This window comes from Lacrimispora struthionigena, from assembly GCF_048627165.1.
GTDB lineage: Bacteria > Bacillota > Clostridia > Lachnospirales > Lachnospiraceae > Lacrimispora.
This window is the reverse complement of record NZ_JBMBWP010000002.1, coordinates 3,174,824-3,187,840: the sequence shown is the minus strand read 5'-3', so window position 1 is coordinate 3,187,840 and position 13,017 is coordinate 3,174,824. Positions and strand designations below refer to the sequence as shown.

Sequence of the window (13,017 nt, the reverse complement as noted above, 5' to 3'; positions counted from 1 at the left end):
CCGAAGGAAGGTAATATATATGAAAAAGTTGGAGATTATTATTAAGCCCGAACGATTGGAAGATGTAAAGAAAATCCTCAATGACAATAAGGCAAATGGTTTAATGATTTCAAATATTATGGGCTATGGCAACCAAAAGGGATATAAGACAATCTACAGAGGAACGGAAACAACCGTTAATCTGCTTCCGAAATTAAAAGTAGAAACTGTGGTACCCGCAGAAATTGCTGAAGTCATTGTCAATGAAATAGTAACACAAATTAATACCGGTAATTACGGTGACGGTAAGATTTTCATCTATGATGTGGATGACGTAGTTAGAATCCGCACTGGAGAACGCGGTGAAGATGCATTATGAGATAACCAAATCAACCAATGGGAATCTGAACGCCTTATAAATCAAGGCATTCAGATTCCCATTGGTTGCGTTTACCAGACTCTTTCGCATATGAACAATATTTACAACGCATATTGCAAATTCCGCTGGCAGGTTTTATCATAATATTAAGATAATCTGTAATGACAAAAAATATATCAGGCAGGGATCGCATAATGAGTAATCCGATTGAACTTTTGGAAACAAAATACTGCATTAATCATATTTACCGGCAGAAAGCCATAGCAAGAGAGAATCTCTTTGGTATACTGGATGATTCCATGAACAGCAGACTGACCTTTATCAGTGCGCCAGCCGGATTCGGAAAAACAACTCTTTTAAGTTCCTGGATAACAATGCATAAAAAAAGATCACTAACTGCATCATGGCTCACTCTGGACGCAGACGACAATGAAGAAAACAGATTCTGGATTTATTTTATATCTGCGATAAAATCAGCAATACCAGAAATTGGCGAAAAGTCATTAAATCTATTAAATGCCTCCCGAATAGGCGGTATAGAAACAATGATTACGGTACTGATCAATGAGATTCTGGAGAGCAGAAAAAAATTTCTTTACATAATTGAAGATCTGCATGTAATAAAAAACAGGCAGATTTTTAATGGGCTGAAATTCTTCATTAATCACATGCCTTATAATATACATCTGATTCTTACAAGCCGCCTGCATATAGCAGCCCAGCTGTCAGGAATCGTGCACCTAAATAGTATCATTGAAATTGGAGAGAATGAGCTTAAGTTCAGCAATAAAGAAGCAGCAGCATATACAAACGAGATCATGGAGTTAAGGCTTACATACGATCAGTTAACCCGGCTTTATGAATTAACTGAAGGCTGGCCGGTGGGACTTCAGATTTCCGCATTATACTGTAAGCGTAAGGGGCCAGAATCATTATCAGATATGGAAACAATGATATTTCAGTCAAATTTTGCAGCTTATTTCATGGAGGATATCTTAAACAGCCAGTCTCCTGCTCTCTATGAGTTTCTGATAAAGACATCACTGTTAGATGTGTTTTCCCTTGAGCTGTGCCAGGCTGTGACTAATATGGAAAACAGCGGTGATCTGTTAAGACAGGCGCTTGAAATGAATCTATTTCTCTCCTGTTTTGATCAGAAACAGGAATGGTATCGGTATCATAGTCTTTTTGCGGCTTTTTTAAGAAAGAAAGCATACGAAAATGAGCCTGAAATAGTAAAAGATATATATGGAAAAGCGGCACAATGGTACGAAATAAAAGGCTACACACAGGAAGCCTGCACCTGCTATCTGAAAGCACAATGCTATGAAAAGGCAATTTATCTGATTGAACAGATCAGCAGTCCTCTGATTTATCAGGGACAGTTCACAGTAATTGAAAAATGGATCGAATCTGTGCCGGCGCAATATGTATTCGGGAATATACGGCTGATGCTGGATTATGTATGGATTTATTTATCCAGACATAAAATCAGTGACGCCAGTTATTATATAGAACTGATTGAAAATAAATATGAAGAGGATGCATTAAAAAAACAGCTTGATATGAAAGGGGAATATCTTATTGCAAAAGCATTTATTAAAATGAATCACCTGGAAGAGAGTATTCAGTTGTTGAAAAGTGCCATGGAGCTGGTGGATCAGTTTAATCCCAACTATGCGGCTGCCTTAATGAGTATTGCAACTACATACATCGTTCATGGAGATATTTGGGAGGCAGAACAATATTATTTAAAAGCTCTTACAGCAAGCCTTAAAATAGGAAATCTTTATTCGGCTGCTTATTCATGGGGAGGTCTTGGCATGATGTTGACCTGCCAGGGCAGATTAAAAGAAGGAGAAATACTATATCAGGAAGCAGAAAAATACTTAAAAGAAAAAGGAGGAAACTCCATCCCTTTATTAGGTATTATCTATTCCGGATTATCTGAGATCTTTTATTTAAAAAATGATATCGAACTTGCTGCTGATTATTCGGATAAAGCAATTCAAATGTTTGAACAAAGCGGTATCTTTGATATAAAAAATAATTGTTATGTAATAAAAGCCCGGGCATTGTTAGCCAAAGGTAATGACAAAAGAGCAATTGAAGTAATTAATAAAGCTTTGAATCTTTCAGAAAAAGAAAACACCTATGGTTTTAAAAGACATATCGAATACTGCAGGGCAAGATTTTATTTAGATATGGGTGATATTGAAAAAGCAGAGGAATTCATTGAACAATATCAATTGTCCCCTATGGATCATCTCCAAAAATACAATCTGCATGATTATGTTCTACTGGCCGAGATACTGGTTAAACGAGAGGAATATGAAAATGCCCTTTTCTATATTGATGAAATATTGAAACTGGACAATATTGGCAGGCTTTATGAAACTCAGTTAGAAATACTCAAATCAGACGCATGGCTAAGTCTATCAAATCCTGAAGCTGCTTTTACGGAATTAAACAGGGCTCTTATTAAATGCCGAAATGAAAATTATATAAGATTATTCATCAATTACGGAGCCCGGATAAATTCAATACTAACTGAATTTCTGACCCAGGAAAATACCGTCTCTGATAATTCAAGTATCATGTATGCCAAAGATATTTTAAACTCTTTTGATAATACATCTAAAAAAGCTGTCAAAGGTGTTCCGCTTTTAACAAAAAGAGAATTGGAAGTTTTAGAACTAATTAGTTCCGGGGCTAGTAATGAAGAGATCGCCCAATTGTTATATATTTCAATCAGTACAGTAAAAAGTCATGTACTGAATCTATTTACAAAACTCGAAGTGAATAGTCGTTCTAAAGCAGTGGTGGAGGCAGAAAAAAGAGGAATAATTCATACTATTTACTGATTTATTCAGCTCCAGAATGTTGTAACATAATTGATGCAAAGAATATTTTGGAGGAAAAATCATGAAAATTACAGCCATTATTGGAAGCCCCAGAAAAAACGGTGATTGTTTTAAAACAATTAAAATGCTGGAAAGCAGCTTTAACAGAATCAGTGAAACACAGATAGACTATGTATTTCTCAGAGATTTAGATTTAGGATTTTGTAAAAGCTGTCTCTTATGTTATACCAAAGGAGAACAGTATTGCCCCCATAATCAGGTTACCGGTTTGTTACTTGAAAAAATGACAGACAGCGATATCGTGATTTTTGCCTGTCCGGTTTACGAACAGCATGTTACTGCATTAATGAAGAATTTTTATGATAATTTTTCCTTTATGTTCCATAGACCACGTTTTTTCGGTAAAAAGGCAATCCTTCTTTCTTCCACAGGCGGTTCTGGTTTAAAAGAAACACTGAGTTATATGAAAATGACGGCAATCGGCTGGGGATTTGATATTGCAGGTGTGGTAGGCGTTTGTGGGTCTTCTCTATCATCTGATGAAAAATATAAAATGAATGTGCAGAGCAAAATTGACAGACTGGTAGATAAAATATGCAAAAATAAAAAAGAAAGTCAACCCTCTTTATATCAACTGGCAATGTTCCGGGCGATGCAGTGTAAAGCCATCAAATCAGCTCAGAAGAAAAATGTGGAATATAATTATTGGCTGGAACGCGGCTGGCTGGAAAAAAATTATTATACAAGTAAAAAAATAGGGCTTTCCAGACAAATTTACTCTGGATTTTTAAAACATGTGATGAAAAAAATGATGAATGGAAAAAATATATTAATTAACTAAATCATGCCTTTTTTCATTTTCCATCTCTATGCAACGTATCCACATCCCACAGTACCACTGTCATATTGGTTGTGCACTCCAGTTCCTCATTCCACGATCCATAGGGCGGCCGGAGGTACTGGGGTCTGACTCCAGTAATCGCTTCGATCTGCCGATTGTTTTCTTCAATCTGTTCGCAGGCATTGGCTACGGCCTCTCTGCTCATCTGAACGTGGCTGTATCCGTGGTTTCCGATCAGATGCCCGTCTTCCTGCATCTGCTTTACAATGGCTTCCTTGCCCTTCACATTTTCTCCCAACAGGAAAAAGGTAGCATGGACACCCCGTTTACGAAGGCCATCTAAAAGCAGGGGCGTATAAACAGAATGAGGGCCGTCATCAAACGTCAGTGCAATCTGCTTACTGCCGGAAAATTGTTCCCGAACTTCATCCTTTGCTTCTCCTCCGGCATCTGCTGGCAGAAACAACGTATTTTTCGTCTCTCTATAATTATAAAACAACGCCCCCGCAAAGACGATATCAAGTACAATGACCGCCAACAGACAGGCCAATTTCCATCTGATTTTCATAAACTTACAAGCCGGCTTTCTGCTTTTATTAATCAATCTATGGGCTTTGAAGCTAAAATACAACCAGAATATTTCTGTTTTTTTCTATCTTTTCCCTCCAAAATGCGTTATAATTAAGTTATTAGAAATATATATTCAAATATTGTGTACAATCCCTAAGTGGAAGGAGCGGATTTAAATGGATCACAAGATCATTGCAATCGGCAGACAGTTTGGAAGTGGAGGGCACGAAATCGCCTTCAGATTATCTGAGGAACTGGGGATTCCCATGTATGACCGGGATCTGGTGGAGATGGCAGCGGATAAGCTGGGTTTATCAGAAATAACTGTGGAAGCAGTAGATGAATCAGTATTTAACTCATTTCTTTCATCCTACCGTTATAACGGTTTTGCCCCAAGAAGAGTACCATTAAATGACAGCACGTTCGAAACACAATGTAAAATCATAGAAAGTCTGGCTCAAAAAGGGCCGTGTATATTTGTAGGAAGGTGTGCGGATTATGTTTTACGGGAATATCCCAAGTGCATGAATATATTTGTCTACGCATCACAAAAAGACCGCACAGAACGCATTATGAAGCGCTATAACATCTCAAAAAAAGAAGCGGAGGCTTCCATAAAAAAAATGGATCACCGCCGCAGACAGTATTACGAAACATATACAGACCGGAGCTGGGGAAGTATTGAATCCCATCAGATTCTGTTTAACATCAGCAAGCTTGGAATTCCACAAACAATTGACACAATCAAACACCTCTACGCCGACTCCTTATTATCCGATCCCAAAAGCTAATACATAATCCCACTTAAATTAATCTACAGAACAACTACAGAACAAAAGCAGGCAGAAACCAGAAAAGCCCTGTACTTTTTCTGATTCCTGCCTGTTTTAATTTTCAGTAAACCGATACCCTACTCCCACTTCAGTTATAATAAAACGTGGATTGGCGGAGTCCTCTTCAATTTTCCTTCTGATGTTTGCCATAAAAACACGTATGGACTGGTAATCATCATTCGTATCATATCCCCAGATCTCATTCTGAATGGAGTGGTGTGTTAAAACTTTCCCTGCATTTAAAACCAGCAGTTTCAGCATTTTATATTCAATAGGAGTAACGTGGACCTCTTCCCCTCTGACAATTAATCTTCTCTTTTCAAAATCCATATAAAATCCATCCAGCTCAAAAGCCGCTTCCTGCTTCATCATACCGCTTTTGTGCCTTAACGCCACTCGGATGCGGGCCAGCAGTTCGCCTGCATGAAAAGGTTTGGTCAGATAATCATCTGCCCCCTCGTCAAGAGCAGCTACCTTTTCCTGCTCCATCCCCCGTGCAGATACGACTATAATGGGAATATCAGACTCCTTCCTGATCTGGGATAAAACCTCCATGCCGTCAATATCCGGCAGACCAAGATCCAGAAGTATAATATTCGGATTATTGGCATAAAAGTAAGAAATTCCAGTAAGACCGTCATCTGCAAAGACAGAGTTGTATCCCTTGCTTTTCAGGGTAATTCTGATAAAATTCTGAATGCTCTTGTCATCCTCGATCACAAGAACGCTGATATCATTGATCATAGGTCTCCTCCATAGGCATCTCAATTCGAAAAGCTGCTCCTTTTTTCCAGTTCTGGTCAATTAAAATTCTACCGCCATGAGCCTCTATAATTGCCTTACATATAGCAAGCCCAAGACCAGCTCCCCTCTGACGGTCCCCTTCCCGGTAAGCAGCCGTAAAAAAGCTGTCAAATATATGGTCCAGCTTATCCTCTGGAATGCCTGTTCCATTGTCACTTACCCTAAATACCATGTACCTGCCTTCTGCTCCTGCTGATACGGTAATAACCGTGTTATCCCCTGAATGGCGGATCCCGTTATCAATCAGATTTACCAGCACCTGGGTAAATAGTCTGGCATCTACACTTAAAAGTTCTATCTCTGGTGGTGTTATTGTCTTTAATGTATGGTCCCCCAGTCGTTTGGAAACCAGTGCGGCTGCACCCGATATCAGATCATCCACAACTTCTCTTTTTTTTCGTATTTCCAGCTTTCCTTCCTGAATCCTGGTCATATTTAACAGATTCTCAACCATGGAATTAAGCCACTCCGATTCAGTACTGATATCAAGCAGCATGCTTTTGGCACTCTCTTCATCTACCAGATCATAATTCTCATAAAGGAAATTGGAGTTGCCTGCAATACCGGTCAGAGGAGTCCTCAAATCATGGGAAATGCTCCTCAGTAACGTGCTTTTCAGTCTTTCCCGTTCAATTTGAAGTCCTGATTCCTCTTTTTCCTCATTTAACCGCTCCCGCTCCAATACAAGAGTAATCTGGGAAATCACCATTTCCACATACATACGCTCTTCTTTTGTAAGCCCTCCCTCACTGCACCAAAAGATAATGACGCCATACGTCTTACTCAGACTGCAGATTGGTACATAGAGACAGGAACTGTCTCCAAACTGAGCTTCTCCATAGCCGCACACCGTAGAATTTCGAAAGCACCACTCAGCTGCCTGGTCGGAGAATCTCTCGTCTTTCATTTTGAGTAATAGTTCTGTTTTTTTTCCAGTCAGATTATGAAGGCTCTTCATACTGTAGGAAACCACCGCCTGCCGGCCGGAAAGATTCAGGAAACCACTTCCTATGGTATTTAGCTTAAGCAGAATCTCCGCCCGTTCCCGGTCCAGATTCATCTGCTTTTGCAGCTTATCGGTTAATGAGGCCGCGATAAAGGCAACAATAATAAAAATCAGCAAAGAGATTATATAGTTGGGATCATCTACCTGAAAAGTGAATCTGGGAGAGGTTAAAAGATAATTAAACGTAAAAACAAAAACAATGGAAGATGAAATACTCCAAAGCATACTTCTGGTTTCCACACTGCAAATGATTACACCTACCACATATATCAAAAGCAGATTTTCAGCCCTTACGCCTATATGGCTCAAAACAATGGCAAGTAATGTGGATAACCCCCAGATCACTGCTATCTTTCCCATATTTCCTAATTTCCCGAACCTGATAAAGATCCTTTTTTTCATCTCCATGAATGATCAGCTGCTTCCTTCCCGTTTTATTTCTTTTAACATAGCACAAACCGGGTAATTCTTCAATCCTTCATCATGATGACTGTCTGATATACTGCGCCAGAATATGAGCGGGGCTGATGACCTGATCAATTCCAAGTTCTTTAAAAATCTCCACATTTGCCGGATTTTTTACCATGCAGACGGTTTTCTTTACGGAGAACATCTGTTTTGCCATCTGACATACTTCCAGGTTATCCGCATCTTTGCCACTTAATGCAATCATCGCATCTGCTCCTTTGATGCCTGCGTCGCTTAATACTTCTTCGCTTCCTGGATTACCATAAACAACCGAAACTTTATCATACTCAGCAGCAAGATGCTCGCAGTATGTTCTGTCGTCATTTATTACAATTATCCTGTGTTTGTCTTTCATTAGTAACCCAACCAGGTAATCTGCTTCCTCTTTCCCACCTGCTATTCCAATTTTCATGATGCAGATACCTCCTCATATAATTTCTCTGTAAGGCGGTCAAATTCATCGGCTGAGAGAGCAAATGGATAGATGGGCTTCATATGATACTCCTGAATCAGCTTCTCCTTGCTCCTGTCATTCAATCTTAAAAATACTTCCGGTACATGAAATATTCTTTCTGCAATCTGAGCTGCCATCAGATTCACATTATCATCACCAGTGGCAGCAACAAAAATCTGAGCCTGGCTGATGCCTATTTTTTTTAGCAATTCTGCATCAGTACCATCTCCTAATACCTGGTCACCGGAAAATGCACCAGGCAGTCTGCAAAATGCTTCCTCTGTCAAATCAATCACTATTATTCTGGTATTACGTGTCGAAAGCCGGTCAGCCAGTCCGATACCAAACTCTCCGGCTCCAACAATAATAATTGTCTTTATTTTTTGAAACAGCATATCAGGTCATCCTTCCCTTCTGTCAGTTCATACTCATTTTCAACCCTATTTTACAAAATATACTCATAAAAATGATAGTGGGGATATGGAACCAGATATAAAGATTTTATAAAGAACAAAATAATTCTTTCCATGCAAAAAGGGCTGCCCTTCCATTAAAATGGGGACAGCCCTTAAAAGGCTTATGTCAGCTAAGATCTAATTAAGCCAGGCAAACATTAACTGCCTGCAGACCGCGATTTCCTTCTGTTGTTTCATAAGTTACCTTCTGGCCCTCTTCAAGAGTCTTGTAACCATCAGAAACGATTCCGGAGAAGTGTACGAATACTTCCTCGCCTGTTGCATCATTAACGATGAAACCATATCCCTTAGCACCATTAAACCATTTTACTGTACCGTTGTTCATAACGTGTACCTCCTATAATAAATAAAAAATAATTTGATATATCGATGAAACAAAAAATCACATATTTTTGTAAACCATCATCCGAAAATAATGACTTACAAAAATATGTGAAATCATAACTCCATTCGATATTACACGTACATTCTACCCCGAAAACGCAAAAATGTCAAGCCAAAACTAATATTCCCCCATATTAAAAACAGGGTCCAATCTCTGTTTCAAGAGATATGGACCCTGTTCTGTTATAGACGAAATTTTAATTACTTTAAAGTAAACTATTTTTGCTGTTTTTGCATCTCACCTATTTACGTCATTTTTCGCCTATACCCGCATAAAAGCGTACTTTTTTCGCACTATCTATCACTATGTATCAGTGCCTATAACTGACTGTCTGAAAGTCAAAAAAAAGTCAAATTCATGTCAAACAAATGGCGGATGCAACCGCCGTTTGTTTGTTTACATAATCATAAATGCTTATTGTACAGTCCTGTTAATAGCAATTGCTTTCGCGACACAAAACTCTTGGAAAAACGATTCGATTTTTTTTAGATTTCTAAAAGATACTGGCACTTCTTTTCCGTTATCTAATACAACTTGTCTTTGCTCATGATTTATACTCATTACATGTTCCATATTTATTATGTAAGATTTGTGGCACTGAAAAAAGGTATTATCTAATTGCTTTTTTATTTCTTGCAATGTGGAGGAAACTTCCCTCATATTGCATTGTTCATATACTCTTATCTTTCTTTGAGTTTTTGCTATTACTTCAAAACAATAAACTTGATTTTGAAACATTGAAAGCATCGTATAATCTTGCATTAGTGTTAAAATCCTGTACTTGTTTTTATTAAAATCAGACAATTCGGTATGTGCCTGCAGAATGCACTCCATGACTCTTGTCTTAACTTCATCCTGTTTTTCTTTTAATATATAGTCTTTTGCTCCGATTTTATACTTAAATGTCAAAGGAGCTGCTTCTCCATGAGTAGTGACCATTACTATGTACGCTGCAGAATCTAATGTTTTAATATTTATCCCAAGTTGAATACCATTCATTATACCTGGTCCTAGATCAACATCTAAAAAATAAATTCCAGTTTGCATGGAATCCTTAATCTTATTCAGAATTTCATATGGATCTGGCGTTGCACAAACTATCTCTAATTCATCTTGTAATTCAGTATCGATTATTATTTTATTTATTAATCTCTGTAACCCTTTCAGTTCATCTTCTGAATCCTCACAGATATATATAGGTATCATATGCTGCCCTCCTCATTGCTGTTGCTTAAATACTACCATGTAAATTACAACTTAAATTATGGTAATATTTTCCATATGTAAGCTGACATTAAAGCTTTGACTTTCAGAACATATGTTCTTATAATATTATCAGGAGGTGTAAAAATGAAAGCAAAATGTGAACTTGCCCCAGATATTAATAAATGTCCACACTATGATCCAGTGGAACAGGAATGTAATTCAAATAATGAATGTTGTGGATTTTACCGAAAACCAGGTACTGAAAGTATCCCTCAGTATTTTAGACAGCCACGATGGTACGAACAGTACTATAAAAAGCATTAATATGTAGAGCGGCACTATTTATTATTATTTTACTTCTGCAGGTGTAATTACTATCATATTACCGTAGATAGCAGCTTCTAAAATTTGTCCAGGTTTGAAATTTGTGTGCGATATGCACAGATCATTAAGATTTATTGATTTTCCATTATAAGGAATTACATTGATTGCTTTAAGTGTATTATCATTTATATTCATGTGGCCATCCTTTCTGCCACTCTACATTACTATAATACCACGATGGCTCAAATATGGAAAGTATTTTTAAGGCGAGTATTGATAACTTGATACCCGCCTTAATATTTTACTGTGCCAATTCCGGATACTGCAGCGCCCCATCCTGATCAGGTGTTAGCGTCACCGACTCTGTTATCATTTTTCCGTCACGGTCTACCGCATAGATCTTACCGGAGTTTTCGACAAGCTGAGAAGTGCACATAACCCCGTCCGGACCCAGGTAATACCAAACACCGTTATATTTGTACCAGGTATTTGTGACCATCACACCAGCACCGTCAAACCAGTACCAGAGGTTCTTTTCTTTATCCTCATGCCAAGCATTCCGCACGCATTCCCCTGTATCGCCATTGTAAAAACGCCATCCGCCGTCCTCTTCTTTCCATCCGGATTTCTTCTCCTCTGTCAGAACAATGCTCCAATCTGGCCGACCATATCCCATAATCCTTTCATAGGATAAGCTATAGGACTTCTGACAGACTCCCCCGCCATTCTCGATCACACCACTGGCTCCAGAAGTATTACCCTCTATTGTTTTTACCTTGGTAGACGTTACCTCGGTTACAATACCGGTATGATATGCCCGTGTGCCATTTGTAAAGAAAATCACATCCCCAGGCTCAGGAGAGGTATACCATCTGCCAGCTGCTTCAAACTGATTTACACCCGTAGGACAATAATGGAACAGTTTGCTGGCCAAAAGCTTTTTAGCCTTGTCCAGTCCAAACATCTGCACAAATCCCTCTGATACAAACATAGCACACCAAGGCTGTCCCTGTAGATCGTATCCGGTATGGGTCTTATAATCCCTGGCAAAGCAGGTAAAGTTATTACTTCCTGCATTGGCCGTAAAGTCATCCAAGTTGGCGTTGCTCTTCTTTTCCAGATATCCTGTCCAGGCTTTAGCCTTATTGATTAAGTCATTTACTGCATTACTCATGTTTATTTCCTTCCTTTCAACAGAAAAATGGACCTAGGATAATCCCAGGTCCATAAAGTTGTGGCATTACAACCGTTGCGATGATTGCAACAGATTATTTTAATTCAGGTAATCCGGCTATTGATGTAAGCAATGACATAACGCCTGCCAGTCCAGCTGTGGAAGCTACCAAAACCCAGTTAACTTCTGACATTGCCGCTGTTGTTCCTATTGTAGCAATGGCCGTCTGTGCCATAGTTTTTATCGCCCTCACTCCTGCAGCTTTACCCCATTTTAATAAATATTCTTTGTTCATAATCTTTCCTCTCTTTCCGCCGGTTCTTCCGGCATTAACATTAATTTATCCTTCAACCCTGTAGCAACATCATTACCGCCCAGGGCATGGTAGGCGTCATACATTCGTTTGACATTTTCTTTCCCATAAATTGGGCAGAATCCCTTATCCTGATAATGGTTATACGCACCAATGATACGATCTCGAAGCAACGCTTGTATGCCATCATGCAAAGCCTTGCTTTTAGCGCTTTCCTCTGCCTGTTTCTTTGCCAGTTTTCGGTAGCTCCAAGCTAAAAAGGCGGATATGGCTAAAAATAGCCACTCCACCCATTTCATGTCTATGTAGTTTATGATTTCACTCACTCTACCAAACCTCACTCTTTCTCATATTCTTTCCCTGTGATCTCCAGGTACTCGGCCGCTGTGATCCAGCGGTCTACTGCATCCTGCACCCAGTTTAACGGCCAGGCATTCGTATTATAAAACCGTTTTACCTTTTCATAGTTCTTACTCATGGTCTATACCTCCTTAGGGGTGGACATCATCTGCAGGTAGGCTACCTGGGCATTTAAGTCATTGATCTGCTGCTCCTGCTCTCTTACCTTGTCCTGAATATTTGGGGTCCTGTATTCTACAATTACCACATCAGCCGTTGCTTCCACATTGCTGAATACTGGATTTCCTTCATCATCAGTTCCGGTCTGTTGCTGTTCAATCCCCACCGGGAAGTCATTTTTCAATTTCACTTCCCCAGTGTAGACCAGATCACTCCGCTGCCACTCTTCTACACCATCAGTTGTATATTTTGTGATGGTACTGTTGGCAGAAAGATTTTTATGTATATCATTGATTATATTTGTTCCGATAATAATGGCTACTGATGCCATCCCACCGTCAGACAGGTGGAGACTGCAACTGCCGTTTGCAATGTTGTAGGTTACTTCGCCTACTTTGATCGTTTCATGATTCATATTAAGT

Annotated in this window: 18 protein-coding genes; 5 read left to right on the top strand and 13 right to left on the bottom strand. The window is 39.0% G+C overall.

Annotated elements, in window-relative coordinates:
- The first annotated feature begins 19 nt into the window (after nucleotides 1–19).
- From ACOAOT_RS24050 to ACOAOT_RS24040, 3 genes are all read left to right on the top strand, one after another.
- On the top strand, nucleotides 20–358 hold the full coding sequence (locus tag ACOAOT_RS24050) for a P-II family nitrogen regulator (RefSeq protein WP_420219251.1): 339 nt from the start codon (nucleotides 20–22) through the stop codon (nucleotides 356–358).
- A 194-nt stretch (nucleotides 359–552) separates the two neighbouring features.
- On the top strand, nucleotides 553–3,222 hold the full coding sequence (locus ACOAOT_RS24045; protein WP_420219250.1) for a winged helix-turn-helix domain-containing protein: 2,670 nt from the start codon (nucleotides 553–555) through the stop codon (nucleotides 3,220–3,222).
- A gap of 61 nt (nucleotides 3,223–3,283) precedes the next feature.
- The gene (locus ACOAOT_RS24040) at nucleotides 3,284–4,063 is read left to right on the top strand and encodes a flavodoxin family protein (RefSeq protein WP_420219249.1); all 780 of its coding nucleotides are present in this window, start codon (nucleotides 3,284–3,286) and stop codon (nucleotides 4,061–4,063) included.
- 13 nt (nucleotides 4,064–4,076) lie between these two features.
- Here the strand turns inward: ACOAOT_RS24040 and ACOAOT_RS24035 are convergent, their stop codons facing one another.
- Nucleotides 4,077–4,631, bottom strand: a complete 555-nt coding sequence (locus tag ACOAOT_RS24035; protein WP_420219248.1) for a polysaccharide deacetylase family protein — start codon at nucleotides 4,629–4,631, stop codon at nucleotides 4,077–4,079.
- A gap of 178 nt (nucleotides 4,632–4,809) precedes the next feature.
- Between ACOAOT_RS24035 and ACOAOT_RS24030 the strand changes: the two genes are divergently transcribed.
- Nucleotides 4,810–5,424, top strand: a complete 615-nt coding sequence (locus tag ACOAOT_RS24030) for a cytidylate kinase-like family protein (protein ID WP_420219247.1) — start codon at nucleotides 4,810–4,812, stop codon at nucleotides 5,422–5,424.
- Between the two features lie 96 nt (nucleotides 5,425–5,520).
- Here the strand turns inward: ACOAOT_RS24030 and ACOAOT_RS24025 are convergent, their stop codons facing one another.
- From ACOAOT_RS24025 to ACOAOT_RS24000, 6 genes are all read right to left on the bottom strand, one after another.
- Nucleotides 5,521–6,210, bottom strand: a complete 690-nt coding sequence (locus tag ACOAOT_RS24025; protein ID WP_420219246.1) for a response regulator — start codon at nucleotides 6,208–6,210, stop codon at nucleotides 5,521–5,523.
- Nucleotides 6,200–7,636: a sensor histidine kinase gene (locus ACOAOT_RS24020; protein WP_420219245.1), complete on the bottom strand. Its 1,437-nt coding sequence runs from the start codon at nucleotides 7,634–7,636 to the stop codon at nucleotides 6,200–6,202. The genes ACOAOT_RS24025 and ACOAOT_RS24020 overlap by 11 nt, the downstream gene beginning before the upstream one ends.
- 121 nt (nucleotides 7,637–7,757) lie before the next feature.
- Nucleotides 7,758–8,156: a potassium channel family protein gene (locus tag ACOAOT_RS24015; protein WP_420219244.1), complete on the bottom strand. Its 399-nt coding sequence runs from the start codon at nucleotides 8,154–8,156 to the stop codon at nucleotides 7,758–7,760.
- Nucleotides 8,153–8,593: a potassium channel family protein gene (locus ACOAOT_RS24010; protein ID WP_420219243.1), complete on the bottom strand. Its 441-nt coding sequence runs from the start codon at nucleotides 8,591–8,593 to the stop codon at nucleotides 8,153–8,155. Before ACOAOT_RS24010 ends, ACOAOT_RS24015 begins: the two co-directional genes overlap by 4 nt.
- Nucleotides 8,594–8,795: 202 nt before the next feature.
- A complete protein-coding gene (locus ACOAOT_RS24005; RefSeq protein ID WP_104439191.1) occupies nucleotides 8,796–8,999 on the bottom strand; it encodes a cold-shock protein in 204 nt (67 codons plus the stop codon).
- A 474-nt stretch (nucleotides 9,000–9,473) separates the two neighbouring features.
- Nucleotides 9,474–10,265 (bottom strand): LytR/AlgR family response regulator transcription factor, encoded by a 792-nt coding sequence (locus ACOAOT_RS24000; RefSeq protein ID WP_420219242.1) that lies wholly within the window; start codon nucleotides 10,263–10,265, stop codon nucleotides 9,474–9,476.
- A 144-nt stretch (nucleotides 10,266–10,409) separates the two neighbouring features.
- On the opposite strand from ACOAOT_RS24000, the gene ACOAOT_RS23995 reads away from it, so the two are divergent.
- Nucleotides 10,410–10,589, top strand: a complete 180-nt coding sequence (locus ACOAOT_RS23995; protein WP_420219241.1) for a hypothetical protein — start codon at nucleotides 10,410–10,412, stop codon at nucleotides 10,587–10,589.
- 24 nt (nucleotides 10,590–10,613) lie between these two features.
- On the opposite strand, the gene ACOAOT_RS23990 is transcribed toward ACOAOT_RS23995, so the two are convergent.
- The 6 genes from ACOAOT_RS23990 to ACOAOT_RS23965 all read right to left on the bottom strand — a co-directional run bounded on the left by ACOAOT_RS23990 (nucleotide 10,614) and on the right by ACOAOT_RS23965 (nucleotide 13,010).
- On the bottom strand, nucleotides 10,614–10,784 hold the full coding sequence (locus tag ACOAOT_RS23990; protein WP_420219240.1) for a hypothetical protein: 171 nt from the start codon (nucleotides 10,782–10,784) through the stop codon (nucleotides 10,614–10,616).
- Nucleotides 10,785–10,890: 106 nt separating this feature from the next.
- On the bottom strand, nucleotides 10,891–11,763 hold the full coding sequence (locus ACOAOT_RS23985) for a CHAP domain-containing protein (RefSeq protein WP_420219239.1): 873 nt from the start codon (nucleotides 11,761–11,763) through the stop codon (nucleotides 10,891–10,893).
- Nucleotides 11,764–11,857: 94 nt separating this feature from the next.
- A complete protein-coding gene (locus tag ACOAOT_RS23980; RefSeq protein WP_420219238.1) occupies nucleotides 11,858–12,058 on the bottom strand; it encodes a holin in 201 nt (66 codons plus the stop codon).
- Nucleotides 12,055–12,402: a hypothetical protein gene (locus ACOAOT_RS23975; RefSeq protein WP_420219237.1), complete on the bottom strand. Its 348-nt coding sequence runs from the start codon at nucleotides 12,400–12,402 to the stop codon at nucleotides 12,055–12,057. The genes ACOAOT_RS23980 and ACOAOT_RS23975 overlap by 4 nt, the downstream gene beginning before the upstream one ends.
- Before the next feature lie 11 nt (nucleotides 12,403–12,413).
- Nucleotides 12,414–12,554 carry an XkdX family protein gene (locus ACOAOT_RS23970; protein ID WP_420219236.1) on the bottom strand — a complete coding sequence of 47 codons (141 nt, stop codon included), beginning with the start codon at nucleotides 12,552–12,554 and terminating at the stop codon, nucleotides 12,414–12,416.
- 3 nt (nucleotides 12,555–12,557) lie between these two features.
- Nucleotides 12,558–13,010 (bottom strand): hypothetical protein, encoded by a 453-nt coding sequence (locus ACOAOT_RS23965; protein WP_420219235.1) that lies wholly within the window; start codon nucleotides 13,008–13,010, stop codon nucleotides 12,558–12,560.
- Nucleotides 13,011–13,017: the final 7 nt, after the last annotated feature.

Excerpts from the sequence above, each read along its gene's own strand:
- ACOAOT_RS24050 (WP_420219251.1), top strand. The coding sequence starts at position 20 with ATGAAAAAGTTGGAGATTATTATTAAGCCCGAACGATTGGAAGATGTA.
- ACOAOT_RS24045 (WP_420219250.1), top strand. The coding sequence starts at position 553 with ATGAGTAATCCGATTGAACTTTTGGAAACAAAATACTGCATTAATCAT.
- ACOAOT_RS24040 (WP_420219249.1), top strand. The coding sequence starts at position 3,284 with ATGAAAATTACAGCCATTATTGGAAGCCCCAGAAAAAACGGTGATTGT.
- ACOAOT_RS24035 (WP_420219248.1), bottom strand. The coding sequence starts at position 4,631 with ATGAAAATCAGATGGAAATTGGCCTGTCTGTTGGCGGTCATTGTACTT.
- ACOAOT_RS24030 (WP_420219247.1), top strand. The coding sequence starts at position 4,810 with ATGGATCACAAGATCATTGCAATCGGCAGACAGTTTGGAAGTGGAGGG.
- ACOAOT_RS24025 (WP_420219246.1), bottom strand. The coding sequence starts at position 6,210 with ATGATCAATGATATCAGCGTTCTTGTGATCGAGGATGACAAGAGCATT.
- ACOAOT_RS24020 (WP_420219245.1), bottom strand. The coding sequence starts at position 7,636 with ATGGGAAAGATAGCAGTGATCTGGGGGTTATCCACATTACTTGCCATT.
- ACOAOT_RS24015 (WP_420219244.1), bottom strand. The coding sequence starts at position 8,156 with ATGAAAATTGGAATAGCAGGTGGGAAAGAGGAAGCAGATTACCTGGTT.
- ACOAOT_RS24010 (WP_420219243.1), bottom strand. The coding sequence starts at position 8,593 with ATGCTGTTTCAAAAAATAAAGACAATTATTATTGTTGGAGCCGGAGAG.
- ACOAOT_RS24005 (WP_104439191.1), bottom strand. The coding sequence starts at position 8,999 with ATGAACAACGGTACAGTAAAATGGTTTAATGGTGCTAAGGGATATGGT.
- ACOAOT_RS24000 (WP_420219242.1), bottom strand. The coding sequence starts at position 10,265 with ATGATACCTATATATATCTGTGAGGATTCAGAAGATGAACTGAAAGGG.
- ACOAOT_RS23995 (WP_420219241.1), top strand. The coding sequence starts at position 10,410 with ATGAAAGCAAAATGTGAACTTGCCCCAGATATTAATAAATGTCCACAC.
- ACOAOT_RS23990 (WP_420219240.1), bottom strand. The coding sequence starts at position 10,784 with ATGAATATAAATGATAATACACTTAAAGCAATCAATGTAATTCCTTAT.
- ACOAOT_RS23985 (WP_420219239.1), bottom strand. The coding sequence starts at position 11,763 with ATGAGTAATGCAGTAAATGACTTAATCAATAAGGCTAAAGCCTGGACA.
- ACOAOT_RS23980 (WP_420219238.1), bottom strand. The coding sequence starts at position 12,058 with ATGAACAAAGAATATTTATTAAAATGGGGTAAAGCTGCAGGAGTGAGG.
- ACOAOT_RS23970 (WP_420219236.1), bottom strand. The coding sequence starts at position 12,554 with ATGAGTAAGAACTATGAAAAGGTAAAACGGTTTTATAATACGAATGCC.
- ACOAOT_RS23965 (WP_420219235.1), bottom strand. The coding sequence starts at position 13,010 with ATGAATCATGAAACGATCAAAGTAGGCGAAGTAACCTACAACATTGCA.